The sequence below is a fragment of the Adlercreutzia sp. CNCM I-6207 genome (genome assembly GCF_977072305.1).
This window is the reverse complement of sequence record NZ_CDRVLZ010000003.1, coordinates 91,439-118,291: the sequence shown is the minus strand read 5'-3', so window position 1 is coordinate 118,291 and position 26,853 is coordinate 91,439. Positions and strand designations below refer to the sequence as shown.

The following is a 26,853-nucleotide window of genomic DNA, read 5'->3' as shown; positions in this document are numbered from 1 at the left end:
CCGTCAGGGCGATGCCAAGCACCGCTTGTTCACCGCTGCTGGAAGGGGCGACCTTGGTCGCCCCCTACGAAGGTAAACACGCTAATAAAAAGCGGCGACCCTTGCGAGCCGCCGCCCTTTCAGAAACCCTCTGTTGCAGGGCGGCGCAAGCACCGCCCCTACGGGTAAAAGCCTCTACCTCAAGCCCTCCGAGTCGAGCGATGCGGCTTCCTCGATGTACTCCTCCACCGGATTGTCGCCGAAGTTCGGCAGATCCGCGGTGGTCCAGCACTCGCAGGCGGGCATGCCGGGCACGCTGGCGGCGATGAACACCGGATCCTTGCCCTCCTTGCGCTGGCGAGTGTAGTCATCCAGCGCGGCCAAGGCCCACTTGCCGAGCAGCAGAATGGCCACAAGGTTGATGATGGCCATGAAGCCCATGAAGATGTCGGCCAAATTCCACGCCAGATCGAAGCTGTTCACGCAGCCGTAGAAGATGGCGGCCAGACACAGCACGCGGAAGATGAGCATGCCCCACTTGGTATTCTTGAAGATGTAGCGGAAGTTCGTCTCGGCATAGAAGTAGTTGCCGATGAGGCTGGAGAACGCGAAGGCGAAGATCGCGAAGGTGATGAAGTGGATGCCAACCTCGCCGACGGCGTTGTTCACGGCCATCTGCACGAGCGGCATGCCGTTGAGCGCCATGGCAGTCTCGGGATCCTGCACCCAAAACACCATGACCATCATAGCCGAGCAGGTGCAGATGAGCAGCGTATCGATGTACACGGACAGGCTCTGCACGAGGCCCTGCTTCACCGGATGCGACACGCTGGCGGTGGCGGCGGCGTTCGGGGCCGAGCCCATGCCGGCCTCATTGGAGAACAGACCGCGCTTGATGCCGAGCATAACCACCGAGCCGGCAAAGCCGCCCGCGATGGACTGGAAGTTGAAAGCCGACTGGAAGATGGTGCCGAACACGGCCGGCAGCTCGCCGATGTTGGCGATCGTGGTCCACAGCGCAATGAGAATGTAGGCGATAGCCATGATGGGCACGATGATGGAGGTGATGATGGAGATGCGCTTCGCGCCGCCGAAAATGACGAAAGCGGTGAACACGATGAGCACGATGCCCACGCCGACCGCCGTGCCGTTGGTGGCGTAGTCGGGGATGTAGTACTCGAGCGCCGAAGTCATGTTGAACGCCTGCAGGCCGTTGAAGCCGAAGGCGAAGCACAGGATGAGCGCCCAGGCGAAGATGATGCCGAGCCAGCGCTGCCCCAGGCCCTGCTGAATGTAGTAGGCCGGACCGCCGCGGAACTCGCCTTCCTTGCCGCGAATCTTGTAGATCTGCGCGAGCGTGGACTCGATGAAGGCTGAAGCCGCGCCGATAAGCGCCATGAGCCACATCCAGAAGATGGCGCCCGGACCGCCCGTGGCCACGGCCGTGGCGATGCCGGCGATGTTGCCCGTGCCCACGCGCGAGGCGGTGGACACCATGAGGGCCTGGAAGGACGAGATGGATTTCTCGCCCTGGACATGCTTTTTCTCCGTCAGCTGAGTGAACATGTCCTTGATGTAGCGAATTTGCACCGCCTTGGTGCGGATGGTGTAGTAGATGCCCACGAACACCAGCAAGATCACCAGAATGTAGGTGTACATAAAGGAGTCGATCTCACCAGTCCAAGCGACGAGCATCTCGTTCAAATCGGCCATAGATGCTTCCTTTCCGAAAGCGCGCCAGGCCCTGCAACCTGGATCGCCTTCCAAACGGGCTCGCCTTTCTGCGGTCGAATCCAACAGAGCGCGATAAGCACGCCCGAACCAGGGATTCGTCGCAGGAAAACGGCCTCGGATATACGCGCCGACCCTCGCCGACGCAAGACATGCCCGTATTCTACCCTACAGCGGGCTAAAGTTAGGCGATATTATCAGGGTATTTTGAACGCCCCGCGAAAAAGTGGCGCTGTTTTCCGCCGGTTTCCCGTCGATGCGAAACCGAGCCGCTACTTCAGGGCGGCGGCGACCTTGCGGGCGGCGGCGGTGATGGACAGATCGTTCACATCCACAGTGATGTCGGCGTACTTCTCGTAGAGCGGCAGGCGCTCGTCGTAGAGGTCGCGCAGGCTCATGCCGATGCCGTCGCGCATGACCACGCCGCGCTCGGAGAAGTCGGCCAGACGGCACTTCAGCTCGTCGAAGCTGATCTTCAGATACACCACGCGGCCGATCTCGGACAGGTGGTTCATGGCCGGCTCGCTGTAGATGGCCGAGCCGCCGGTGGCGATGACGGAATGCTCGAAGGACATTTCGGAAAGCACCTGGTTTTCAATCTCGAGGAAGGCATCGGGGCCCAGAGTGTCGATGAGACGCTGGAGCGATTTGTCGCAGGACTGCTGAATGAGCAGATCGGCGTCGACGAAATCCATGCAGAGAATCTTCGCCAGCACGATGCCCAAGGTCGACTTGCCCGCACCGGGCATGCCGATGAGCACGATGTTGTCGCGACCGGGTTCGAAGGACTTCTCTTTCATATCAAGACCTTTCTCGTAGAAGGTGCCGACGGCCGGGCTATGGTCGCCGAAACGGATGGGCAGCTTCGCCCCTATGATACTTCAGCGCGCTTATGGGCGGCACGTAACGCTTCGTCTAAGGATTGGGAAAACACCGGAGCCAGGGTGGCGAGGAACGCCGCTTCATCGGCAGGGGCGGCGCCGGCAGCCATCGGGGCCTTCCCCCGAACCGCCATGGCGGCATCCCCGGCATCGGCGCCCTCTGCGTCTGCGGAAGCACCGAATCCGAGGGATTTCAGCGCACCGAACAGATAGGCATACGGAATGAGCGCCGCGCGCTCGTCGGGAGCAAGCTTGTCGCCCTCGAGCGACCAGCCGCCATCGCGCATCCAGTTGCGCAAGGCCTTGGCATGGGCGGCGATGTCGTTGCCCTCGGGGGAGCGCCGCATGGTGTAGTTGCCGAGCACCCCCATGGCCGCCGCCGTGGCCAGAGCGAGCACGCCAGCACGCCAGCTGACCCAAATGATGGCCGCTACCGCGACAACCGCCAGGAAAATCGCTGCCCCCAAAACGACATGCTGAGCGCGACGGGAGGCTGTATCGAAGAAGCCGTAGGGCTCAACCAAAGCGGTGAGGCGACGCTGCCAGGCCGCGCTGGCCTCCAAAAGATCGCGCGGATGTTCGTGGGCCAAAGCGGAAAGCTTGGCGCGGCTGAGTGTCCGACCGCCCGTGGCGACCATGCGCAGCAGCCGCAGCGTGGCCGCATCGAGGGCGGCCTGCTCTGCGTTGACCGCGTCAGCCGCGTCGGGCGCATCATCCGCACCAACATCAGCGGCCCGAGGCGCAGCAAGGGCGGCGGCCGACCCACTCTCGACCCTCTTCGCCGGCTCCTCTCCCGCGGCAGGTATGACCAGCTCATCGTCTCGCACTTCAAGAACACCGCGACGCACCATATCGAGCACCGTGGCTACTATGTCGTCGGGGCTCTCGTGGTTCCAGCGCCATAGACGACCGAGCACGGCTGGCGCCATGGCGTCGGCAGGCGGGTTCATCCAATAATCGTCGCGAAACGCCGGCGGCCGCTCTCGGCCCCAGCGCCACCAAACGATGAGCGCCGCCAGCAGCAACGCCGCAGACAAGCCCAGCAGCCCCAAAGCCAGCCCAAGACGAATGACCTCCTGAGACGTATCCGTATCGACCCACGTTTCCTCGTAACGGCTCGTCCAGTAGTACTGCAGGGTGCCCTGATTCGCCAGGCGCGCCTCCTCGCTCAGGTTCGTCAGCCACTCGACGGGGAACATCACCCGCGCTTTGGCGTACATCGTGGGCTCGACCGCAGGATCCGTAAAGATCACCGTACCGTCGGAGCGGATGTCCACCTCGCCATCGGCAGGGCCGTGACCCCACGCATAAACGTTTTCCATGACCTTCACGGAATCGTCGGCCGCCACAGGCAGCACCACTTCTGCTCGCACATCGGCCAAGGCCACATCGTAGTCCTGGGGAACATAAAGCCATTGGAAGTCGGCCGCGTCGTCGAAGGCCTCGATGGCGTCTTCCACGCGGTAGACCACCTCGAACATGACGCGCTCGGGCATGGCGTCCACAAAGGCGTAGAGCGTATGTTGAAACTTGTCGTAGGCCCAGGCGTCGTGCTCGGGCCCTCCGCCGCCGCGCCAGGGCAAAAGGAACGTCGTCTCGGGAAGCTCCGTCCACTCCCCGGCAAGCGCACCATCGCCATCCACCGGCGCCATGCGCACCCGTTCGATAGTAACCTCAGCCCCTTCGATGAACCCATCGTAGAGCCACTTCAACCGCTCCGGCGCGCTCTCCCCTTCCGTGAGGTCGAAGATGCGCTGATCGGTCATGTGCACCGACCCGTCGGTCTCCACCGATGCCAGCAAGTCCACCTCCGAGCACCGATAATCCGTCGCCAGAGCTTTTCCGGGCATGCAAAAGGGCAGGAGGCAAACTATCAGCAAGATGGCGGCGAAGAGGAGATACGAGGTGTTCCAACCGAGCGAGTTCCGCAGCGAACGGAACAGTCCAGTGGGCTGTTCCGCCGAGCGAGGACTGTCTGAGCGAATTGGAATACCCCGTAGCTCCTCCCCCGGCGACGTGCGACCGCGAATCAAGGTACCCCCTGATTCCGCCCCAAGCGACATGCAACCGGCCCTTTCCACAACCACTAGAGCCCCCGAAACGCCAGCCGCACGTCATCCAGCACGTCCTCATCCGCCACTACGATGGCCTTATCTCCCGGATGCAGCACCGTCTCGTCATTGGCCACTTCCACGTCCCCTCCGCTAGCCACGGCCGCGATGATGGCGTTGTCCGGCAGCAGCACCTCGTTGATGAGCACGCCGTCCTCGTTGGAGAAGTGGCGCATGCGCGGCACCATCACCTCGGCTAAGGCCACGTTGCCGTGAGTCAGCGACGACACGACGGATACCGAGCCCAAAAGCGCTTCCTCCTCGATGAGGTTCGCAATGAGCGTCGTAGAGGACACGCATTCGATGCCCACCTCGCGGAAGATGCGCTCGTTTTTCGGATTGTTCACGCGAGCGATGCAGCGGGGCACGCGGAACACGCGCTGGGCGATTTCGCAGGATACGAGATTCGAATCGTCCTGGCCCGTGGTGGCCACGAACACATCGGCCTGGCGGATGCCCGCGTCCTCCTGGTAGCGCGAGTCGCAGCCGTCGCCGTGAATGACGAGGTACGGGCCTGTCAGCTGCACGGAGAGGCGATCGGCCGTGGCGAGCCTTTGCTCGATGACCGCCACCTCGTTGCCGCTCTTCAACATGATGCCAGCCAGATACGACCCGATTTTGCCGCCGCCAGCGATAACGATGTACATGGGTATCACCTAATCCAGAATGTAGCGCGAGAATTGCGCGATGACGTCGTGGCGCACGCAGGCGAGAATGGAGTCGCCGGCGTACAGCAGCGAATCGGGCGTCGGGATGGAGGACGCGGAGCCGTCGGCACGTTCGAAGGCGATAATACGCACCTCATGATCGCGCTCGAGTTCCGAGACGCGGATCGTTTTGGCGTTGTCGCGGCTGGAAAGATCCAGCGTGAACCGGAGTACCTCGAATTCACCGAACGTGTCGATGTGGGAACCGTGGCCTGACACAATCTTCGAGAACACATCCTCGGCCACCAGTGACGTGCCGCAGACGTAGTCGATGCCCAGCTGCATATAGGCGCGCTCGTGGTCGGGATTGTACAGGCGCGAGATGACGTGGGGCACACCGAACAGATGGTTGGCCACCTCCGCGCACATGAGGTTCGTGTTGTCCAGCTGGGTGACGGCGGCCAGCACATCGCACTCTTCCACGCCGGCACGGATGAGCACGTCCTCGTCGAAGCCCACGCCCTGCACGGTGCTGCCGTTGAAGTTGCGGCCGAGGTTCGCGAAGGCATCGGCGTTCTTGTCGATGCAGCAGACGTTGTTGCCGTTGTCCGAGAGCATATTGGCCAGCTGCGACCCCACGCGCCCGCACCCGACCACAATCACGTTGCTCATTCCCTACCTCTTTCTTATTCCTTAAGTAGGGCCATTATAAACGCACCTGATCGCCCAAGGAAGTCAGCGAGGAGCCGACAGGCGCCTGCAATCGTGCCGAAAAGCGGCTGAGCGTACTTCGGTACGCGAGGGTAAGCTTTGAGGTGCGAGGGCAGGCGCCTGTCGGATCCGCAGCGTCGACCAGTCCGTTCGTCCCGTCAGGGCGAACGGAACCTATTAGATTAATTGCATCTGATTCAGCGTATCCCGATACCAGTTGTCGTAGTTCGGGGGGCAGTAGCGCATGGCGTAGGAGTAGCTGATGGTGAAACCATAGCCCCGAGCCAGACCGGCCACGTGGGAGCGGATGGCCGTGTCCCAATCGGGCCAGTTGGTCTGATCCCAGCCCCAAGCGTTGTGGGACTTGAAGCAAACACGGCCCTTGGTGGACTCGGTGTTGGAAATGGCCGGAGACCAGCGCGGGTCGATGCCCGCTTCCCAGGCCGCCTCGGCGAAGGTCTCGCCGTAGCCAGACAGAGGGCTGCCGAACAGGTAATCGTTGATGCGCGCGGACCATTCTTCGATGAACGCCTCGCGACCGATGGAGAAATCTACATCGCCGGCCGGCAGGCTGCCGAAGGTAGCGTAGTAGCGGGAGCGCGTGGCGTCGGCCCGATCGATGGCCTCCTGCTCGGCGACGCGAGCGGCTTCCTCGGCGGCCAGACGCGCGGCCTCTTCCTCGTCGGCGATTTCCTGCACGCCGGCGCTCACATCGCGGGACGAGGCGGTCTTCAGCGCTGCTTCCTCGGCGACGTCTTCCACAGCGAGAACGTCCGCGTCGGACTTGTCTTGCACGGTGTCGGGGGAAACATCGGAAGCGCTGGGGTTCTCGGCGGACTGACGAGCGAGACCGAAGGTGGTCGCCCCCATGTCGTGAGAACCGGCGGACGCCCAACCAGCATCAAGGAAGCCCACGGCCAGCATCGGCAGCACGCAGAGCGCAACCATCGCCAGCACGACGGTTTTGCGATGACTCTGTTTGCGCCTTGTGACCACTCATTCCCTTTCTCGACAGCACGAAACTAAACCGCTCAAGCGGCGCAGCGTGCTGGATTAGGGTGTGGGATTGCTGCAGTAAAGAATGCTATGCTGTTTTATGTCGCGGATATTTTACCCTAGTTGGCTGAAACCGTGCCGAGGCGGTAGCCGACATCCACGCTTTGTTCGCTTGACAAAACGCACTTTCTGGGTTCCCGCAGGTCTCGCGGGTGCGACCCTGAGCGCTGTCAGGCAGTCGTTACCGACTCTTCACAACTTACCGATGGCAACTTCTTCACCTGCACGATGGAAATGCGCGAGCGGCGCATCTTCACCACCTTGAAGGCGTAGCCGTCGACCAGCAGCTCGTCGCCCACCCGGGGCACGGAGTCCAGCTCGTGGATGATCCAGCCCGCAAGCGTCTCGTAGTCGTCGGATTCTTCCACGGGCCAGCCGAGCTCCACCGCATCCTCCACGGGAAAGCGACCGTCGACGCGCCACTGGTTCGGCTCGACAAGCACAATGAGGTCGCGATCGTTGTCGGTCTCGTCGGCAATCTCGCCGACGATCTCCTCGATGATGTCCTCCATGGTAATGAGGCCGTCGGTGCCACCGTATTCGTCCACGACGATGGCCAGCTGCATACGTGCCTCTTGCAGCTCCGACAGCAGCTTCAGTACGTTTTTCGTCTCGGGCACGTAAAGCGGCTCGTACATGAACTCGGCCACCGGGTCTTCAATGCGGCCGTCCAACAGAGGGCCGATGAGGTCTTTGTAGGACACGAGGCCTATGACCTCGTCCACTTCCTCGTGATAGACCGGCAAACGGGAATAGCCCGTGCCGCGCATGCGGTCGAGCGCCGCGCGGGCCGGTTCGGTGTCCTCGGCCATGATCATATCGACGCGCGGCTTCATGATTTCGCGCACCGTCATGTCGGCCAAATCGAGGATGTCGTTGATCATGCGCTTCTCGTCTTCGAGAAGCTCGATATTCTCGGCCACCATGTCCTTGATCTCGTCCTCCGTAACGCTTTCGCGTTTGGGGCGCAGAAAATCGAGGAAGGCCGGCTTCGAATTTGCAGTGTCGTCTGTTTTACTCATGAGCGGTACTTTACCATATTTTCCGGGATTACTGGTTGCCGCCGGGCTTCAGCCAGTCGAGCCACGCCATGGCGTCGGCGTGAGAGGCGTCGATGAGCGTCGTCGTGGTGCCGCCGGAACCGGCCGCCGTCGTGGCGAGCAGCGTGTCGGTGCCCGCACGGCGCTGCAACGGGTTGCTCTTCGTGCAGCCGAACTGGATTTTCTGGCGCGGGAAGCTCACTGTTTCTCGAGAAAGGCCGCCGTTGCTCACCTGCATGAAGCGGTGGTTGTAGGCGAAGCTGGACTCGCGGGCCCACAGCACGGCGTTCACTACATCGACGATGAAGAGAATAGCCGCCAGAACCAGCAGAATCACCAATACCCCACCCCCAAACGTGTACAGCAGCCCTATCAAACGCTCGTCGCCCTCTTCCAGAAGAATCGCACCCGATTCAATGCCGCCGACGAGCGCCGCAAGCCCGGCCATACAAGCCACGGCAAACACGGCCAGCCAGAAGCCGCCGCCGAACCAGATGCTCTGGCGCAGCACGGCTCGGCGCAGCGCCACCTTCGCGACAGGCTTCGCCTCATGGGGAAGGTCGGAGAACTCCGGCACGAGCCCGGCGAGGATTTCCGGCACACGGTTCATCTTCACGAAGGGGTGGATGATGATCCCCTGATTGGCCAGAGTGTTCTTCTGATTGCTGCTGTCCTCGTCGGTGCCGGCGTCAATCTTGCCGAGAGACAGCTCGCAGTAGCCGAGCAGACGGCGGATGAAGCTCTGCTTCACAACCACGGACTGCACGCGGTCGATGTCGATGCCTTGGAAGGTGTGCTGCAGCAAGCCGTATTCCACCTCGATACGGTTGTTGCGACGGCGCGCCTTGAAGCCGCCGTAGCCGATGTAGGAACCCAACGCCGAGAACACCCACAGCACGAGCACCAGCACGATGATCCCCGCCGAAACGGCCCCGATCAGGTAGGCCGAAGCCTGGGAGCCGGCAAAAACTAGGGCACTTTCCACAGCACCATCGGCTGCATCCCCCATCACGGCGAAGATGAAACCGACGATTTGCAGCACGCCGACAACCAGACCGGCGAAGATGAGCCCCACCGATGTGGTGTTGGAAAGACCCGCGAAGAACAGCTCCTTGTTAGTGAGACCGTACTCGTAGGTAACGCGGCCGGTATCTTGAGCAGGACCGGCGAACACGCCGCCCACTTGGCTCCATGCCTCGGCGCCCACATCGAGCACGTTGCCCGCGACGGCCGGGCTCGGCACGTTGCCGGCAAAGGCCGCCGCCCCCTGGGCCATAGCCGCAATACCGGCCTCCACCGACTGCGGAACCGGGGCGCCCGCACCCGCCATGCCCGTCGCGGCCGTACTCGCTGCACCCGCCATGCCCGACGCAACGGCAGCCTGAGCGGCCAGAGCATTCTTGCGGTTGTAGAGCTCGGCGCGCAGCCACTCGGCCTGGGCCTTGGTGACGTAGGACACCACGACGGCCTTGTTCGCCGCGCCGCCGGCCGTATCGATGGAAACCGTGCACACGCCGAACAGTCGCTGAAGGAGCGTCGCCCGCTGGTCCACGGACTGGACCCGCTGGTAGGGCACGTGCACCTGCTTCTTGTTGAAGATGCCGGAGCACAGCGTGAACTCGTCGGGGCCGACGGTGAAGTACAGGTGCTTGTAGCCAACGACGCGCAGCCCGGCGACGATGCCAAACGTAATGAGGATGACCACCAGCGTGCCGATGCCAGCCACCGCCATGATGAACCCGGCCTCGGCGCCCATGCCCTCTTCGGCAACGAGCCCAATGATGGTGGAGAAGTTCGCCACCACAACGCATACGGCAATGATGAAGATCGTGCGCACGCTTTCGAGCCAGATATAGCTGTGGTGCACATGGTGGCGCGGCAGCTCAGTCGATGGGGCAGCCGCCGCAGGGGGCACGTTCGGCGCGGGCGCGGGCACCTGCGGGGGCACGTTCGGCGCGCTCATTTATACGTCCTCTCGGGCCAGACGCGCCAGCTCGGCGGCACGATCGCGCAGCACGTCGGCCTCTTCGATGCCGAGGCCGGGAATCTCGTGCTCGCCGGCGGCAGTTGCCACGGTGACGCTGGACAGCCCGAAGGCGCGCAGGATGGGCCCTTGGCGCGTGTCGGTGTTCTGCACGCGGATGAACGGAATGACGAAGCGCTTGCGCCAGAAGATGCCGCGAGCGATGTCCAGGTAATCCGGCGTAAGCTCGTAGCGCCAACGAGCATAGCGAATGGGCGGCAGCACCACCACGCACAGCACAAGCAGCGCCACGAACAAGATAGCGACAATAAGAGCCACCACCCCGGCCCACGCTTCTTCTGGCGCCACCAACGCTATGATAGCGAAGGGCAGAAAGCAGCACAGGAATGAGACAACGATCCAAATGGCATCGTTGATGCGCCAAACGCTCTTAATGCGCGGGTTCAACTGATTGGCGGGCATTTCTCGCATAGCCGAATCCTTCCCTATCCAGGCGACTCCCCGTTCTGGTGCCTCTGGAAGTCGCCACGTGCAGGCGGCCCCGCAAAGGCCGCCACGTTTTCTCGACCATACTACCCCACTTTTCGCCTTCGCAACGAAACCTCAGGGATTCTTAAGGAAGAAAAGCGCATGCGCCAACGCGCCGGTGCGCCTCGATGGAGAGCGGCAGAGAGCCGAGAGGCCGGCTTCCCTCCGAAGCAGCCGGCCCCTGACATGCTGCGAGCCCGGGGGGGGGATCCCGGGCTCGCAAATGAGTGTCCTTGGCGCCCGAGGGGGAGAGGCGCATGCGGACGAGAGAAGAGGAGAGAGGAGGAGACTTCGCATCTCCCGCTCTGTCGAAATCTATTATAACGATGCTTTGTTCTATGTCAAGAATAATCTTTGAGAAAAATAATGTCCCCCTGGGAGGCCATTATCGAGAAGGTGCCAGAAGGGTGCCGAACGCTACTTGCGGCAGCTGCGGCCCTTGCCATGACGATGATGGCGACCATGCTTGCGCTCACCGCGGACGCCCATGTCCTTGCACTGGTGGATGATCTTCTCCGTGAGAACGTTCAACGACTCGACCTCCTCGGGCGTCAGGGTCGACAGGATGCGATCGGCTACCTCGGACTGCGCGGCGCAGCGCTTCTCGGCCAGCGTATCGCCTTCAGGCGTAATGCGCACGGTATAGGCGCGTTGGCCTCATATTCCGAGCTCGGCGTAGAGCTCCTCGCGACGCACCTTGTCCTCCACCGCAGCGGCCACGTCTTCGGAACGGCCGTCGGCCAGCAGAGCGCCCACGAGCACGGCGAGACGGGCCTCGCCTTCCTCCCGACCTTCCTCCCGACCTTCCTCCCGACCTTCCTCCCGCGCCTTTCGGCAGCGCATCTCGGTCTCCTGCTCGTAGGTAAGCACGCGGTCCACCCACTCCCTGTCCTCGTTGAACACGCCGACCAGGGCGTCGATCTCCGACGACAAGGGCCCTTCGGCCTCCCCGGTCCGGAGGTATCGTAGCACATCCCGCAGCCCGGGGTCGGCGGAGGCCTCCCACGCCGAGGCGTTCAGCACTACCCACGGGGAGGCGTCGCCCACAGCAAGGTCGGGATGGGCCCCACACCTGCGCTCGATCACGTACGCGGGCTTGCCCTTGCCGTAGGCGTCGTGGCGGCAGAAGAACAGCACGTAGCTCTCGGGCAGCGCGCCGAAGTCCTCGCCCGACCCCAACTCCCCCACGTCCATGGCGGCCTGGTAGTAGCGCATGCGGCGCCCCAGGTCTCGCTCCCTGGCGACCTGCATCTCGATGTCGTAGACCCGCCCGTCGCCCCGGGCGAACACGTCCAGGCGCACGCCTCGTCCGGCGGCGAGCGGCTCGAAGCACTGCTCGGCGTTCAGGTAGGCGATCTCCCCCGCCTCTATCCCCAGCGCGGCGCGCAGCACCTTGCGGCACACCTCCTCCTCGCATAGCACGCGGTTGAACATCCAGCGATCCTGGAACTTGAGCTTCCGCTCTCCCATGGCGAACCTCCCGTCTCGATTCGGTCGATGACGGCATTCTGCCAGAGCACGACCGCGGAAATGACGCGGGAATGTCCCGATCCGTTCCCTGCGCCGACCGCAACGAAGTCGCAATGCTGCGAAGAAGCGTCGTCGTCGGCGAACCAGCCCTGAATTGCACGAGATCGCCAGTTATAAGCGCCTGAGCACACATTTTCACCCCTTCTTTATACATTACTCGTTAATTTCATCCACATTTTTCTTCTGCAGACGCTTATAACTCAAGATCTCAGGCAAATTCTGTCCATTCGCTTACTATCGAGCAGTCGAGCACGCCTTCCGAGGAAGCTGGTAACCAACTTACGGTTGCGTAAGGTTGGAAGTTGCTGGGGGCGGGGACGGCGCGCGGGCTTACAATGGGCTGCGATGCTTGCCGTCGCGCCTGAGCGCCCGAACCTCGCGCCCGCGCTACCGCGCCCGAGCCTTGCGCGCGAGCCCCACGTCCGAACCTCGCGCCTGGGCCTTATGCCCGAGCGCCACGCCCTGCGCGGACGGCACCTGTGAACACCGCCGAAAGAGAGGCAGCCATGGCCCAGCGCATTTACCTCATCGAAGACGATACCGCCCTGCGCACGGAGCTGGCCCACGTGCTGGAGCTTTCCGGCTACGCCGTGGCGGCCTACGAGGGCACCTGGGGCGACACCGCGGCCCGTGCCCTCGCTGCCGAGCCCGACTGCATCGTGCTCGATTTGAAGCTGCCCGGCGCCGACGGGCATTCCATTTGCCGCGACATCCGGGCCAAAAGCTCGGTGCCCATCCTCATGCTCACCTCTTCGGAAAGCGAGTTCGACGAGGTGATGGCTATGAACCTGGGGGCCGACGATTACGTGACCAAGCCCTATCGGCCCGCCGTGCTGCTCGCGCATCTGCAGGCGCTACTGCGGCGCAGCGCGAGTCCCGCCGCCGGTATGACGATCCTTCACAAAGGCGTGACGTTGAACATGGGCGCCGGCACCGTGGAATTCCGAGGACGCACCGCCGAGCTCACGCGCAACGAGCTGCGCATCCTGCAGACGCTCATGCGCAACCCCGGCGTGGTGGTACCCCGCAGCGAGATCATGTGCGCCCTGTGGGAATCCGACGCCTTCATCGACGACAACACGCTGACGGTGAACGTGAACCGCCTACGCAAGACGCTGGGAGCTTTGGGCGTGCCGGAGGACTTCCTCACTACCCGCCGCGGCGTCGGGTACGCCGTATGAGCGGGCACGGCACAGGCGAGGCGGATACGCCCATCGCCCCCTTCACGCCGGCCACCTACGTGCGCGACAACGTCATCGGTCTGGCGGCGTTTCTGCTGGCCCTTGCAAGCACCGTGCTCATTCTGCCGGCCCTCGGCGTGAACTCGGCGGGCACGCTGCTCGTCGCCGACGTCCTCACGCTCATCGCGCTGGGCGCCGGCTTTCTGGACTACCGCCGCAAGGCCGCTTTCTACCACGAATTGCACCACCTTACCGGGCAGCTGCGCCAAGCTTGCGTGCTTCCCTCCCTCATCGCCGAGCCGCCCTTTCTGGACGGGAAGATCGCCTACGATACGGCCTCGCGCCTCGCACAGCTTTCAGCCGAGGAGACGGCAGCCCTGCGCGACAATGAGGCTGCCTACCGCCGTTACGTGGAACTGTGGATCCACGAGATCAAGACGCCCATCGCCGCCATCAAGCTCATGCTGGCCAACAACCCGGGCCCCGAATCCGCCAAAGTGGCCCGCGAGCTGGAGCGCATCGAAGCCCAGGTGGATCAGGCCCTCTACTACGCGCGATCCACCTCGGTCGAGCGCGACTACGCCATCCGTGAGGTGAATTTGGCCGACGCGGCGCGGGAGGCTTGCAAGCGCCACAGCCGGTTCCTCATCGAGAAGGGCTGCACCCCTGCCTTCGACATTCCGGATGCCATGACGGTGCTGGCCGACGAGCCCTGGCTCGTGTTCATCTTGGGGCAGGTGATCGTAAACGCGGCGAAGTACGGCGCCACCACGCTTACGTTTACCGCCCGCGAAGAGGAGCCCGGCACCTCCCGCGGCCGCACAGTACTTGAGGTGCGCGATAACGGCTGCGGCATTCCCGCCGCCGACGTGCCCCGCGTCTTCGAGCGCGGTTTCACCGGTCAGGTCGGCCGCGCCCACGGTTCGGCCACGGGCATGGGCCTTTACCTGGTGGCGAGCCTGTGCGCCTCCATGGGCCTGCATGTGGGCCTCGCCAGCGAGGAGGGCACCGGCACCCGCGTCATCCTCACCTTCCCCCACGACCGCACCCGCAAGGAACTCTTCGGCGCTTAGAAGAGGCGGCCAGGTAGAAACAGGTAGAAACCTGCGCAACCTAACACATTCGTAAGTCAACCGTAAGTCCGATCGATGGAACCATACACACCTCCTCTTTAGGATGAAATCAAGCTCGCGATCCGTCAAATGCAGGAGGCGGATACGGGGCGTTCCGACCGAGCGAGTTCCGCAGATGGTATCGAAGGCGATACGCGAAAGGGAGCAAACACCCCCGACACCTTCGATACCAGCGAGGACTGTCTGAGCGAATCGGAATGCCGCGTAGCCGCCTCCGGAGGGATGAAGCAATCCATCAAACCGTCTCCGAACAGGCGGAACGCGAGCCGCACATCCGAGAGAAAGGACTGTCGTGAACACTGCAGGGAAAATCATCCTGACGCTTGCTATCATCGGGGCCGTGGGAGCCTTCATCTCCCACCAGCTGCCCAAAACCGAGAGGAGCTACTAATGGCCGAAGTGTACACCGAACCCACCCCCTCGGCCTTCGGCCCGCGTCCGACCGATCCTGGCACGCCTGTGCCCCTCGATGGCGACGGCACGACGACCCTCGACGGCATCGCCGCCGCTTTCTCCCGCGAGAACTACGTGGCCGGCGCCGCCTCCGCGGCCAGCGCCGGCGGAAGGGGCGCCCACACCGCCCATGGCGCCCACCGCGCAGCCGACCCAACCCACGCTTCTCAAGCCGGCCACCCCGTCAACGCAGGCTCCCCAATCCTCTCCGTGCGCTCCATCGAGAAGGTCTTCGGCAGCCGCGACTCGGTCACCCACGCGCTGGCCGGCGTCAGCTTCGACGTGGCCGCCGGCGAGTTCGTCGGCATCATGGGTCCCTCGGGCTCTGGCAAAACAACGCTTCTGAACTGCGTCTCTACCATCGATACGGTCACGAGCGGGCACATCATCGTGGGCGGCCGCGATATCACCGGCATGTCGAAGCGCCAGTTGGCGAAGTTCCGCCGCGACGACCTCGGCTTCATCTTCCAAGACTCGAACCTGCTGGACACGCTCACCGGCTTCGAGAACATCTCGCTGGCCCTCACCATCAAGGGCGAGCCGGCCCGCGCCATTCCCGGCAAGGTGAACGCCATGGCCGCGCGCCTCGGTGTGGATGGCGTGCTGCAGAAGTACCCCTACCAGATGTCCGGCGGCCAGAAGCAGCGCGTGGCCGCGGCCCGTGCCATGGTCACCGACCCGAAGCTCATTTTAGCCGACGAGCCCACCGGCGCCCTCGATTCCCGTGCCGCCACGGTGATGCTGGAGATCATGGAGATGATGAACACCCAGATGGGCGCCACCATCATGATGGTCACCCACGACGCCTTCGCCGCCAGCTACACCAGCCGCGTGCTGTTTATCAAGGACGGCGCCGTGTTCAACGAGCTGCGTCGGGGCGATGAGAGCCGCGACGCGTTCTTCGCTCGCATCATGGAGGTCGTGTCGTTCCTCGGCGGGGAGGCCGGCCATGTATCTTAAGCTCGCCCTGCGCAACATCCGCCGATCGGTGCGCGACTACGCCGTCTACTTCATCACGCTGCTGTTCGGTGTGGCGGTGTTCTACGCGTTCAACTCCATCGGCAGCCAGCAGATCCTCTTCGATATGGAAACCTCGGCCTCGCGCAGCGTGTTCGATTCCACCACCTACATCCTGGGCATGTTCTCCGTGGTGGTGGCCTGCGTGCTGGGCTTCCTCATTCTGTACGCCAACCAGTTCCTCATCCGCCGCCGCAAGCGGGAGTTCGGCACCTACCTGGTGCTGGGCATGACGCCGGGCCATGTGTCGCGCATCGTGCTGTACGAGACGGTGCTCGTGGGGCTGCTTTCCCTGGCCGTGGGCCTCATCTGCGGCGTGCTGCTCTCCCAGGGACTGTCGTTTTTCACCGCCGCGCTGTTCGGCACGACGATGACCAACTACCAGTTCGTGTTCTCCCCCGACGCCTTCCTCGTCACGCTCGCCTGCTTCGCTGCCATTTACGTGGTGGTGGCCGCCTTCAACACCATCACCGTGAGCCGCTGCAAGCTCATCGACCTCATCCGCGCCGGCGAGAAGAACGAGCGCGCCGGCGTGCGCAACCCGTGGGTCTGCCTCGTGGGGTTCGTCTCAGCGGTGGCTATCCTCGTCTATGCCTACGAGCAGCTCATCGAAAACGGTCTGGTGATGCTGGACCAGCCCGAGTTCATCCGCGCCACCATCGCCATGCTCGTGGGATCGCTGCTGTTCTTCTGGTCGCTCGCCGGCTTCGCCATTGCCGTGCTCACGCGGCTGCGCGGCGTGTACCTGCGCAAGCTGAACCTGTTCACCGTGCGCCAGATCGCTAGCAAGGTGAACACAGCGTTTTTGTCGCTATGGGCCGTGTGCGTTCTGCTGTTCTTCTCCATCACCGTGTTCTCCTCGGGCATGGGGCTTGTGGAGGTGTTCGTCGGCGGCGCGGAACGGGCGAACCCCTATTCCGCCAGCCTGGACGCGGCCGTATGGTACGGGCCCGGCGGGTCGGAGGCCTCGTCGTCGGGCGATCCGCTCGAGCGCCGCGCCGAGATGGAGGCCGAGGCTCCCGATCGCCTGGCCCAGGCCGAGTCCTACAACTGGGACATGGCCGCCGCTCTGGAAGAGGCCTCGCCGGAATTGTGGGCCGAGACCGTGGGCGCGTGGGCCCAGGTGAGCACCTACGCGGCGCCGGACATGACCTACGACCCGCTCGTTGCGGCCGCCGAGGCCACTGGCGCCGATCCAGAGGCGCTGCGCCTGGACGATCTGGGCTCCGTGCGCACGACGCACCTGACCGTTGTGTCGCTGTCCGACTTCAACGGCGCCCGCGCGCTGCAGGGCCAAGAGCCCGTGACCCTCGAGGCGGGCACCTGCGCTTTGGCGAACAATATGGAAATCGTGGAGCCCTTGGCCCGTGCCGTGCTGGACGCCGCCCCCACCGTGACCATCGCCGGCAAAGAGTACGCACTGGCCGGCCCTCTGTATGACACGCAGCTGGAGGACAACGCCATGGCGGCCACGGCCATGATTATCGTCGTCCCCGACGAGGCGGTGGAGGCCCTGAAGGCGGCCGGCTGCATTCCCGACCTGCAGTACCTGAACGTGATGTACGCCGACAACGGCAAGACTGCCGGCGAGAACGACGCGGCCTTGGCCGACATCGTGGCCGCCCTGCAGCCCCGCGACATGGGCGGGTTCGAGAAGGGCACGAGCGGCGCCGACGACCCCTACGCGAGCCTTTTGTGGCCGGTCACGCGCATTCTCACGGCCAACGAAATGCTCACCCAATCGGCTGGCCTGCGCCTCATGATCACCTACCTGGCGCTCTACATCGGCTTCATCTTCCTCGTGTCCACCGCCGCCATCCTGGCCATCCAGCAGCTTTCCCAAACCTCCGACTCGGCACCGCGCTACCGCACCCTGTGGAAGCTCGGCTGCGACCGGGCCATGATCAACCGCTCGCTGCTGTTCCAGGTGCTCGTGTACTTCCTCGTGCCGCTGGGGTTGGCGGTGTGCCACTCGGCCTGCGCTATCGGCGTCTTGTCCGATTCCATGCTGGACGCTATCGGCGTGTCCTCGGCCGGCCCTATCACCATGGCTGCAGCGCTCACGCTCGTCATCTACGGCGGCTACATGCTGGTGACCTACCTCGCCGCCCGCGGCATCGTGAAGAGCTCGCTCCAGCAAGGGTAGCCCCCGTCTCCTTCCGCTCTATCCCTCACTTCTTTGTCCCGTAGGGGCTGACCAAGGTCCGCCCTCCGCAACCAAGATAGTCTTACTCACTCGAGAGGGGCGACCAAGGTCGCCCCCTACGGGGAGGGGCAGCGAAGCGGCAAGCCGCGCTATAATGGGAGCGATCATTTTCCGAGAAAGGACGCTCATGGAATACCAGCAGCTGCAGGACGAGATCAAGGCGGCCATGAAGGCGCGCGACAACCATCGTCGCGACATTCTGCGCCAGGTACATACCGAGCTGAAGGCCATCGAGGTGAACGAGCGCCGCGAGGTGACCGAGGCCGACGTGGACGCCATGCTCAAGCGCACCATCAAGCAGACGAAGGAGACGCTCGACGGCTCCATCAAGGCTGGGAACAACCAGGAGCGTACCGATACCCTCACCGAGCAGGTGGCCATCCTGGAAGAGTACCTGCCCCGCCAGGTGGAAGGCAACGAGCTGGCGGCCCTCATTGAAGTGGTGCTCGCCGACACCGGCGCCTCCACGAAGAAGGACATGGGCCGCGTCATGGGCGAGCTCACCCGCCGCACTGGCGGCAACTTCGACAAAGCCGGCGCCGCCCAGGTTCTCGGCAGCAAGCTGAGCTAAGCCGTATACCCATCCAACGCAAAGAAGGCCTCCCGCATGGGAGGCCTTCCTGTTTAGACCATCTTTCGGCGCTATTCCCGTTTTCTCGGAAAAAATGCCAATTAAGGACAGAAATGGAACCCCCGGTTCACGCAAGCAGCTCGCGCAGGGCCTCCTCGAAGCTTGAATGCGAGGCGGCAGCGAGCAAAGCGTCCTTTTCGTTGCGGGAAAGTTGCTTGAAGGCGTATTCCGCGTGCATGGCATCGTGTTTGGTAGCGAACTCGGCATAGGCGAGCAGGCTCACGGGCAACCGCGCACGGGTGTACTTCGCGCCCTTGCCGGCGTTGTGCACTGCCAGCCGCGCCTGCACATCCACGGCATAGCCCGTGTACAGTGACCCATCGGCGCATTCCAACACATACATGTAGTGTTTCCCAGTCATACGCCGCCCCTTCTCCAGCCCCGCCCTATCACGACGCTTCTTCCGAGACACTCGCTTCTTCCATTCCAAGGAGGCAGCGAGCATGGTCAGTGAGGGCAAACTCGGCAGGGCGCGCCCGCGCCTTCCAAACCAAGTCCTTCGCCTCGAGCGAGGACAGGTGCTTGCGCGTCATCTGTTTTCCCAGCCTAATGTTCGCGGCCAGTTCCTCCGTGGTCGCCGTTCCGTACATACCGAAAAGCTCGAATTGGGCAAGTACGAACATAATGGATCCCTCTTTGTCGCTCAGATCTTGCTCCTCCATGAAGGCATCCATTCGAGCGCTGATCGACCCAAACGCCTCCTTGCTCTTTGAAAGCCTTTCAAGGATATTGACCTGGGCAATGCGGACCAGCGTCAACATGTCGTAAATGAAAAAGGTCATCTCGGCTCTATTGAGCGCATTCTCGACGCTGGAAAACGCCCGATAATAAATGCTGCGGTTTTCGGCAATTGCTCGCGACAACGACAGAACCGTGGGAACAGACAGCGCTTCCGACAGGAATAACGCCAGTAAATAGCGGCCCGTCCTCCCGTTCCCGTCATAGAACGGGTGGGCGTATTCGAAGAGATAGTGCGAGGCCAAGGCGCTTATCATCTCCGGCATGTCATCACGTTGCACCGTTTGCAGCATCGTCTCGACGACCTCGATGATCTTGTCTTCGGGCTCCACTCCCTTATGAACGACTTTCACTCCACCAGCAGTAATGTCAACTCCTTCGGCGCGGAAGATCTTTCCATCGGGAAGCTTGGAATCCGGCAGCTCCCCGTCCATGATCTTGTCGTAAATCGTCCTTATCTCTTGAGGAGTCTTCGGCATCTCATGTTCTGACTTGCCAAGCTCAAGATACAGCTGAGCCAACTCCTTGAAACGGCGAAATCCTCCCTCTTGCACTGCGCGCGAATCCAGAGCTTCCTTCACTTGGGCTCGCGTGCTGTGAACTTCTTCGATAGCGTTTGAATTCACAACTTCGTCAAACACAAGACCACGCACGAGCGCCATTTGCGCAATGGGGGGAATCGATCGCATGAGCGACGATACTTTTCGTTCCGTGCGTAGAATCTGCTCGTAAAGGACAAAGAGTTCGCGGGGCATGGCGATAAACAGAACTCCATCGGGCGTCTCAAGGCCTAAATCAAATGAAGACGGCATCGTGCGACGATAGCGGGCCTGCTCATCAAGCTCAGTGAAACGGTCGGTCGAAGCACTCTTATAAAAGGCCCTCGAGAGCTCCTGATAATCCATGCTATCCCCTTATATATTTTCGTTTCCGAAATTGCCACGCTAATTATACTATTTTAGGAAAAATACAATTAGTACAATGCCAATAGATGCTTTGAAACCACTTTCGAAGGGAAAATAGCATTTCTAGTAATAGCGGTAGTACGCGGCGCAGCTGCCCTCGCTGGAAACCATGCAGGGGCCAACCGGGTTCTCCGGCGTGCAGATCTTGCGAAACAGTGGGCACTCGCTCGGCGCCATAATGCCGCGGAGCACGTCTCCGCAGCGGCAGCCCTTATGCTCGCGCACCTCTTCCACGTCTGGTTGGAAGCGGCGCATGGCGTCGAAGTCGGCGAACTCCTCGCGGATGCGGTAGCCGCTGCCGGGAATCTCGCCCAAGCCGCGCCAGGTGGCGGAGCAGGTTTCGAAGACCTCGTCGATGGCGGCGAGCGCCACGGGGTTGCCCTCGGGCATGACGCCGCGGGCGTAGGCGATCTCGATCTCGGCGCGCCCCTCGTGCAGCTGGCGCATGATCATGGCGATGCCCTGAAGCACGTCTACCGGCTCGAACCCGGTAATGACGCCGGGGATGCCGTACTTCTCGGCCAGGAAGCGGTAGGGCTCGGCGCCGATGATGGTGGACACATGCCCCGGCAGAATGAGCGCATCCAGCTTCAGCGCCGGATCATTGATAATGACTTCCAGCGCCCCGGGCATGTTCTTGTGGGCGCCGTACACGGTGAAGTTTGTGAGCCCCATGGCGCGCGCCCGCTTGATGGCCATAGCCACCAGCGGCGTGGTGGTTTCGAAGCCCACACCGACGAAGACGATCTGCCGCGTGGGGTTCTCCTGCGCCAGGCGCAGGGCATCCAGCGGCGAGTAAACGATTTCCACCGCGCGTCCCGCCGCCTGCTCGGCCAGCAGGCTGGACGTGGAGCCGGGCACGCGGGTCATGTCGCCGAAGGTTGCGATGGTCACTTCCGGCACGCGGGCCAGCGCGATTACCTTGTCGATGTCGTGGTTGCTCGTCACGCACACCGGACATCCAGGGCCCGACGCCAGACGAACCCCCTCGGGCATAAGACCGCGAATGCCGTTGCGCGCAATGGCCACGGTGTGGGTGCCGCACACTTCCATCAGCGTAGCAGACTCCGGGGCCAGCGCTTGAATGGACTCAATGAGCCCCCGCGCCAACGCCGGATCCTTGAATGCCTTCAGTTCTTGCTGCATGGCGTCCATTCTTGCAACCACTCCTTCAAGGGTGTAGAATACGGACAAGCGGAATGCCCGTGGCACCGGGCACGACTGCTTCACATTACTCCTATTAATGTGATGAAGAGCCGTTCTTCCTATGCGAGGGGCGGCTTTTTCATTGCCGCCCGCTGCGACTACTGCCGCAAACGCGCGGTCAACTCAATCACCGATACGATCACCAAACAAAACGTGAGGAGTTCCATCCAGCTTACGTACATAGCTGCTCCCTTCGACGAAAGAAGCAGTCCGCTCGTCCGTGCGGTCAGTCTAGTGTAATACACGGGCGGATTCAACAGGCAAAATGCACTGTTTTCGCTCCTTAGGCCGGCGTGGGAGCCTCGTTCAAATCGGCCAGTTCGGGGAATTGCTTCACCAGCTCGATGGTCTCTAGGGCGAACTGCTCGTCCACCACCTCGATGGCGAAGCCGGCGTGCACGAGCACGTAGTCGCCCACCTGCGCCTGGGGCGTCAGGTCGACGGAAATCTCGCGGGTCACACCCAAAATGTCAACGGTGGCCAAGTTCCCCTCTTCCAGGGCCGCCACCTTCGCCGGAATTGCCAAGCACATACGCTGCTCCTTCGATTCGTCTCTCAATGCTCCATTGTCGCAGGTTCGCCCAAGGAAGTCGGCGAGGTTTCGAGAGGCGCCCTACTCGCCCGAACGAGCGGAAGCCACCACGGCTTGGCCCAGGCTGATGCAACCGTCGTTAGGAGGCAGATCGCGGTTGATGGCGACGGTGAAACCAGCAGCGGCCAAGTCAGCCAGCGCGTGCTCCACAAGGTAGCGGTTCATGAACACGCCGCCCGACAACGCCACCGTGGAAATGTCGTACATGGCTCGCACCAACTCGGCGCTCATGACGATGGCGCCAACCATGGCATCGTGGAAGCGGCGGCTGATGACGGACGCCGGCACTCCCGCCGCCAGGTCGTCCAGCAACGCGTGGAAGGTGGGCTCGGCATCCAGGAGCAGCACCGAGGTGTCCTGCGCGGTGCTCGTCTCGGTGGCGGTGTTCTTCTCGACGATGACGGCGTAGCGCTCCTTCGCCGCCAGCTCGTCCTCGCCTGCCACGCCCGCGGCCTCTTCGACAGCCGCAGCGCCGGCCACGTCGGCCCCGGCGGTTTCCATAGCCGCCTCCAGAAGGATGGCTCCCTCGCCCTCGTAGCTCGGCTTCGTGCAGATGCTGAGCAGCGCGCTGGCCGCATCGAACAGGCGCCCGACCGAGGACGTCATGGGCGTGTTCAGCCCGCGCTCGATCATGGTGTCGCACACCTCGGCCTCATCGCCCAGAGGCGCCAAAGCCGCCGCAGCAGCAGGATGCTCCAACAGGTCGTAGGCCCACAGCACGCCATAGGCCATGCGCAGCGGATGCTTGATGGCCGCAGCCCCTCCGGGCATGGGCACGTAGGCGAAGTTCGCGAAACGCTCGAAGGCCTGGCGGTTCGCCAGCAGCACCTCGCCGCCCCAGATGGCCCCATCCTCACCGTAGCCTGTGCCGTCGAAGGCGATGCCGCAGACGGCATCAGTCAGCCCATGCTCGGCCATAACCGACACGATGTGGGCATGATGGTGCTGCACCTCGGTCACGGGAAGTCCCTGGTGATGGGCCCATTTGCTTGTGAGATACTCGGGGTGCAAGTCGCATGCCACCGCTGTGGGAATCGTTTCGAAGAGGCTCTCAAAGCGATCCTTTGTGGCCAGCCACGCATCGTAGGTCTCGGCGTTTTCCACGTCGCCGATGTGCTGGGACACGAAGCCATCGGTGCCGCGCAGCAGCGTGAAGGTATTCTTCTGCTCGGGGCCGGCGGCGAAGATGATGCCCTCGGCAGGCGCAACGCCCTCGGCCGTCACCGACACGGGTACGGGAGCATAGCCGCGTGCCCGCCGCAGGAACTGAATGGCGCACACGGGCTTTTCGTCGACCTCATCCACCTGGATCAGCCGCACGACGGAGTCGTCGAAGCGCGTGAGGATGGGGCGATTGTTACCCAAAAAGGCATCGGCGATGCCGGCCAGCTTTGCGCGCGCCTCCTCATCGGCGATACAGATGGGCTCGTCGTGTACGTTGCCCGAGGTCATCACAAGCAGCGGCACCAGGCGTCCCGGTTCGTCGCCCGCTTCGTCCACCGCCGGATTCGCCGCATACCACGCTTCAGCGAAATCGTGCATGAGCAAATGTTGCACCGGTGTGTAAGGCAGCATGACCCCCAATTCGGACAATCCATCGGCCAAGCCTGCGCCGATAGCCGCGCCAGGGCGTTTGCGCAGCAGCACAATGGGTCGCGTCGACCCCGCCAGAACCGCCTCTTCCTCTTCGCTCGCCTCGCAAAGCGCCCGCACATCGCCCATTCCCTGGGCCATCACCGCCAGGGCCTTCCCATCGCGCCGCTTGCGCCGGCGCAGCTCAGCCACCGCATCGGCATTGTTGGCGTCACATACGAGATGGAAGCCGCCGAGCCCTTTCACGGCCAAGATTTTCCCCGCCATGAGCATTTCCACCGCAGCCGCAAAAATGGCGTCGGACTCCTCGCGGGTTTTCCCTAGCGAAATCGGCCCGTCCGCCCCAACACGCCACGTTACCGAAGGCCCGCACTCGAAGCAGGCATCGGGCTGGGCGTGGAAGCGGCGGTCGAGCGGATCGGCATACTCGGCGGCGCACTTCTCGCACATGGGGAACGCCGCCATGGAGGTGGCAGCGCGGTCGTAGGGCAAGTGGTCAATAATGGTGAAGCGTGGCCCGCAATTCGTGCAGTTGACAAACGGGTAACGGTAACGACGGTCGTTCGGATTGAACAGCTCTGCTACGCAGTCGTCGCAGGTGGCAAGCTCGGGCGACACAAGTGTGGTCTCTGCCACGTCCTCATCGTCGGAGAAACGAATCTCGAAGCTGTCGAAATCCTCCAGAGGCACTTCCTTGATGTCGATTTCCTCCACCTTCGATGCCGCCGGCGCGTTGTCAGATAATTCCATGATGAACTCGTCCACCAGCGCGCTCTCGCCCTCGGCGTGAATATGCACGCCATCGGTGGCGTTCAGCACCCAGCCGTTGATGAGGTACTTCTTCGCCATCCGGTACACAAAGGGTCGAAAACCTACCCCCTGCACAATACCCTTTACATGAATATCGACCGCATCGATCATGAGTAAGCTCCCTTGCCTTGCGCTTTGCTTTGCCGCTTACGCCTCGTCCGCCTCGCCTTCGGGGACGGCGACCTCCGCAGCCTCCACCTCGGCATCCTGGGGCGCATCGGCAAACTCGGCTTCCACGGCAGTCTCGCTGGCCTCGGCAGCTTCCACAACCACGGTGGCTTCGGCCAGCTCCTCGTCCTCGGCCATGGCGGCGGCCTCAGCCAACGCCCGATCGGTCAGGATGTCGGCAATCACATCGTCGACTACTTGGGCCAACTGGCGCAGCGTTACGCCGGAGTTGTCCGGCAAATGCAGATGCACGCAGCGGCGCCCGCGCTTGGCGAGCGTCGCCAAATCGCCAGCAGCCTGGGCCTTCGCCAGCTCGCCAAGGCTGGGTGCCGCAGCTTCCTCCGGCAGCGGAATGTCCTTCAATTCGTCAGCCGACAAAATGAGGAAGACGCCCATGTTCGGACCGCCCTTCTGCAGCTGGCCCGTGGAATGCAGGTAGCGCGGCCCCACCTCCAAGCACGACACGCAGCCGAAAGATTCGGCTACCCCGTGGCGAATCTGCTCGATGGCCTCGCGCCGCCCCTCTCCCGTAAACGGAAGAAACGCGTTCAGCGCAAAGAAGTCGCCCGGCTGAATGGAGGACAGCAGCGCATACAGCGTCTCGTGCAAGTCCTCACAGCCCTCGAACATGGGGGCGAAGGAGACTTCCACACGGCCCATGTCCACCTCGTCGGTGAACACCTCGGTGAAATCGGGCTCCGGCTGTCCGTTCTTCAGAATATCGAGCACCTCAGCTTTGGCGGAGGCAACGTCAGGTTGGTCGAAGGGGCACACCTGCATGAGATAGCCGCACATGGCGATGGCGTATTCCCACATGACGAAATGCTCAGCCAGTTCTTCCACAGTGTCGATGCGGTAGTTCAGCCGCGGAATAGCGTTATCGATGTAGGCGAGGCTCATCTCGAAATTGCGGCGCTCGTCCCACAGGTCGGTTTGGGTCTGGTACATGATGATGGATCTGTCGCCCGGATCCTCCGTAAGCAGCAGCGAGTCGATCTCGATGTTCGGCAGGATGCCCTCGCCGTTCTTCCCCAGCGATTCGGCCACCAACTGCTCGATCCACAGACCCAGTACGCGCCCGCGCTTGGGAGTGAGGAACGAGAACTTGTTGCGACCCTTCAGGTAGTTGTCGTAGAGGAATGCCGCCAGGTTGATGGCCGGGTTATCGATGGCGTCCTCCGAACAGGCCTCCTCGGCCGCGCGAGCGTGGGCCATGAACGCTTCCATGTCGATACCTGTGAGCGCCGCCGGCACCAACCCGAACACCGAGAGCGCAGAGAACCGGCCGCCCACCGTGGGCTCGCCGGAAAACACCGCACGCCAGCCTTCCTCGCGTGCCTGCCGATCTAAATCGCTGCCCGGGTCGGTGATGGCCACCAGGTGCTTCACCACATGATCGCCCAACTCCTTCTCGAAGGAGGCCCGCACCGCCTCTAGCAGCATACGCGGCTCAATGGTGCCGCCGCTTTTCGAGGAGATGATGACCAGCGTGCGATGGGGATCGCAGATGGTGAGCATCTCGCGCACGCGCACGGGCGAGTCGGAGTCCAACGTGCGGAACTTCACGCGGTTGGAATCGTGCTTGTTGTACTTCGTGATGGTCATGGGCGCCTGAGTGGAGCCGCCCTGACCGATAAGCAGAATCGTATCGAGACCCGCTTCCACCACTTCGTCGGCAAAAGCCTGGATGGCGTCCATGTCGCACAGCGGACTCGTGGCCAGATCGGCCCATCCCATGTAGTCGCTCGCGCAAGCTTGCGCCTCGGGGGAGAAATCGTACAGCGTGGCGTCCTTGGCGTGAATGCGGCTTGCTGCACGAGCTTTCACCAGGGTCTTTGCCGCCGGATACAGCTTCTCAACGTCAACGGAGAGCATGGCGCTCCTCTTCTCTCTGGGCAATTTCCGCCAGCCAGCAGAATTGCAAACGAGCCCCGTACGCGCTGCACTGGGGCTCCTCCTCGT

Annotated in this window: 22 protein-coding genes; 5 read left to right on the top strand and 17 right to left on the bottom strand. The window is 62.8% G+C overall.

The features are described from left to right. Nucleotides 1-174: 174 nt before the first annotated feature. From ACW4QM_RS02740 to ACW4QM_RS02690, 11 genes are all read right to left on the bottom strand, one after another. Nucleotides 175-1,692 carry an alanine/glycine:cation symporter family protein gene (locus ACW4QM_RS02740; RefSeq protein ID WP_157012164.1) on the bottom strand — a complete coding sequence of 506 codons (1,518 nt, stop codon included), beginning with the start codon at nucleotides 1,690-1,692 and terminating at the stop codon, nucleotides 175-177. Nucleotides 1,693-1,982: 290 nt separating this feature from the next. Beyond that, nucleotides 1,983-2,510 carry a shikimate kinase gene (locus ACW4QM_RS02735; RefSeq protein ID WP_022738346.1) on the bottom strand — a complete coding sequence of 176 codons (528 nt, stop codon included), beginning with the start codon at nucleotides 2,508-2,510 and terminating at the stop codon, nucleotides 1,983-1,985. 71 nt (nucleotides 2,511-2,581) lie between these two features. After that, a complete protein-coding gene (locus tag ACW4QM_RS02730) occupies nucleotides 2,582-4,393 on the bottom strand; it encodes a DUF2207 family protein (RefSeq protein WP_198161001.1) in 1,812 nt (603 codons plus the stop codon). A gap of 284 nt (nucleotides 4,394-4,677) precedes the next feature. Further along, nucleotides 4,678-5,349 carry a potassium channel family protein gene (locus tag ACW4QM_RS02725; RefSeq protein ID WP_157012168.1) on the bottom strand — a complete coding sequence of 224 codons (672 nt, stop codon included), beginning with the start codon at nucleotides 5,347-5,349 and terminating at the stop codon, nucleotides 4,678-4,680. Nucleotides 5,350-5,358: 9 nt separating this feature from the next. After that, the gene (locus ACW4QM_RS02720) at nucleotides 5,359-6,021 is read right to left on the bottom strand and encodes a potassium channel family protein (RefSeq protein WP_114538628.1); all 663 of its coding nucleotides are present in this window, start codon (nucleotides 6,019-6,021) and stop codon (nucleotides 5,359-5,361) included. 216 nt (nucleotides 6,022-6,237) lie between these two features. Continuing rightward, nucleotides 6,238-7,056: a hypothetical protein gene (locus ACW4QM_RS02715; protein ID WP_022738328.1), complete on the bottom strand. Its 819-nt coding sequence runs from the start codon at nucleotides 7,054-7,056 to the stop codon at nucleotides 6,238-6,240. Nucleotides 7,057-7,286: 230 nt separating this feature from the next. Beyond that, on the bottom strand, nucleotides 7,287-8,138 hold the full coding sequence (locus tag ACW4QM_RS02710; protein WP_114548242.1) for a hemolysin family protein: 852 nt from the start codon (nucleotides 8,136-8,138) through the stop codon (nucleotides 7,287-7,289). A 28-nt stretch (nucleotides 8,139-8,166) separates the two neighbouring features. Then, nucleotides 8,167-10,119, bottom strand: a complete 1,953-nt coding sequence (locus tag ACW4QM_RS02705) for a PH domain-containing protein (protein ID WP_455798171.1) — start codon at nucleotides 10,117-10,119, stop codon at nucleotides 8,167-8,169. After that, on the bottom strand, nucleotides 10,120-10,611 hold the full coding sequence (locus ACW4QM_RS02700) for a PH domain-containing protein (protein WP_022738317.1): 492 nt from the start codon (nucleotides 10,609-10,611) through the stop codon (nucleotides 10,120-10,122). A 474-nt stretch (nucleotides 10,612-11,085) separates the two neighbouring features. Then, nucleotides 11,086-11,307: a hypothetical protein gene (locus ACW4QM_RS02695; RefSeq protein WP_161128008.1), complete on the bottom strand. Its 222-nt coding sequence runs from the start codon at nucleotides 11,305-11,307 to the stop codon at nucleotides 11,086-11,088. 18 nt (nucleotides 11,308-11,325) lie between these two features. Then, nucleotides 11,326-12,138, bottom strand: a complete 813-nt coding sequence (locus ACW4QM_RS02690) for an Rpn family recombination-promoting nuclease/putative transposase (protein WP_161128009.1) — start codon at nucleotides 12,136-12,138, stop codon at nucleotides 11,326-11,328. A gap of 566 nt (nucleotides 12,139-12,704) precedes the next feature. On the opposite strand from ACW4QM_RS02690, the gene ACW4QM_RS02685 reads away from it, so the two are divergent. The 5 genes from ACW4QM_RS02685 to ACW4QM_RS02665 all read left to right on the top strand — a co-directional run bounded on the left by ACW4QM_RS02685 (nucleotide 12,705) and on the right by ACW4QM_RS02665 (nucleotide 18,759). Beyond that, complete coding sequence (locus ACW4QM_RS02685) at nucleotides 12,705-13,379, top strand: response regulator transcription factor (protein WP_114538621.1); 675 nt, start codon at nucleotides 12,705-12,707, stop codon at nucleotides 13,377-13,379. Next, nucleotides 13,376-14,452: a sensor histidine kinase gene (locus ACW4QM_RS02680; protein WP_114538620.1), complete on the top strand. Its 1,077-nt coding sequence runs from the start codon at nucleotides 13,376-13,378 to the stop codon at nucleotides 14,450-14,452. Before ACW4QM_RS02685 ends, ACW4QM_RS02680 begins: the two co-directional genes overlap by 4 nt. 714 nt (nucleotides 14,453-15,166) lie before the next feature. Beyond that, entirely contained in the window at nucleotides 15,167-15,925 is a 759-nt protein-coding gene (locus tag ACW4QM_RS02675; RefSeq protein WP_227069953.1) for an ABC transporter ATP-binding protein, read from the top strand. Continuing rightward, nucleotides 15,915-18,128 carry an ABC transporter permease gene (locus ACW4QM_RS02670; RefSeq protein WP_455798170.1) on the top strand — a complete coding sequence of 738 codons (2,214 nt, stop codon included), beginning with the start codon at nucleotides 15,915-15,917 and terminating at the stop codon, nucleotides 18,126-18,128. Before ACW4QM_RS02675 ends, ACW4QM_RS02670 begins: the two co-directional genes overlap by 11 nt. 187 nt (nucleotides 18,129-18,315) lie before the next feature. Next, nucleotides 18,316-18,759: a GatB/YqeY domain-containing protein gene (locus ACW4QM_RS02665; RefSeq protein ID WP_114548250.1), complete on the top strand. Its 444-nt coding sequence runs from the start codon at nucleotides 18,316-18,318 to the stop codon at nucleotides 18,757-18,759. Nucleotides 18,760-18,886: 127 nt separating this feature from the next. Here ACW4QM_RS02665 and ACW4QM_RS02660 read toward each other — a convergent pair whose 3' ends face one another. The 6 genes from ACW4QM_RS02660 to ACW4QM_RS02635 form a co-directional block, all read right to left on the bottom strand. Further along, nucleotides 18,887-19,180, bottom strand: coding sequence for a GIY-YIG nuclease family protein (locus tag ACW4QM_RS02660; RefSeq protein ID WP_161128013.1), 294 nt, complete (start codon nucleotides 19,178-19,180; stop codon nucleotides 18,887-18,889). A 28-nt stretch (nucleotides 19,181-19,208) separates the two neighbouring features. Continuing rightward, nucleotides 19,209-20,462, bottom strand: a complete 1,254-nt coding sequence (locus tag ACW4QM_RS02655) for a Fic family protein (RefSeq protein WP_161128014.1) — start codon at nucleotides 20,460-20,462, stop codon at nucleotides 19,209-19,211. 123 nt (nucleotides 20,463-20,585) lie between these two features. After that, nucleotides 20,586-21,677, bottom strand: a complete 1,092-nt coding sequence (gene hypD, locus ACW4QM_RS02650) for a hydrogenase formation protein HypD (RefSeq protein ID WP_161128015.1) — start codon at nucleotides 21,675-21,677, stop codon at nucleotides 20,586-20,588. 334 nt (nucleotides 21,678-22,011) lie between these two features. Continuing rightward, nucleotides 22,012-22,260 carry a HypC/HybG/HupF family hydrogenase formation chaperone gene (locus ACW4QM_RS02645; protein WP_022738267.1) on the bottom strand — a complete coding sequence of 83 codons (249 nt, stop codon included), beginning with the start codon at nucleotides 22,258-22,260 and terminating at the stop codon, nucleotides 22,012-22,014. A gap of 81 nt (nucleotides 22,261-22,341) precedes the next feature. Beyond that, nucleotides 22,342-24,834, bottom strand: coding sequence for a carbamoyltransferase HypF (gene hypF, locus ACW4QM_RS02640; RefSeq protein WP_161128016.1), 2,493 nt, complete (start codon nucleotides 24,832-24,834; stop codon nucleotides 22,342-22,344). Nucleotides 24,835-24,870: 36 nt separating this feature from the next. Next, nucleotides 24,871-26,766, bottom strand: coding sequence for a glucose-6-phosphate isomerase (locus ACW4QM_RS02635; protein WP_147270620.1), 1,896 nt, complete (start codon nucleotides 26,764-26,766; stop codon nucleotides 24,871-24,873). Nucleotides 26,767-26,853: the final 87 nt, after the last annotated feature.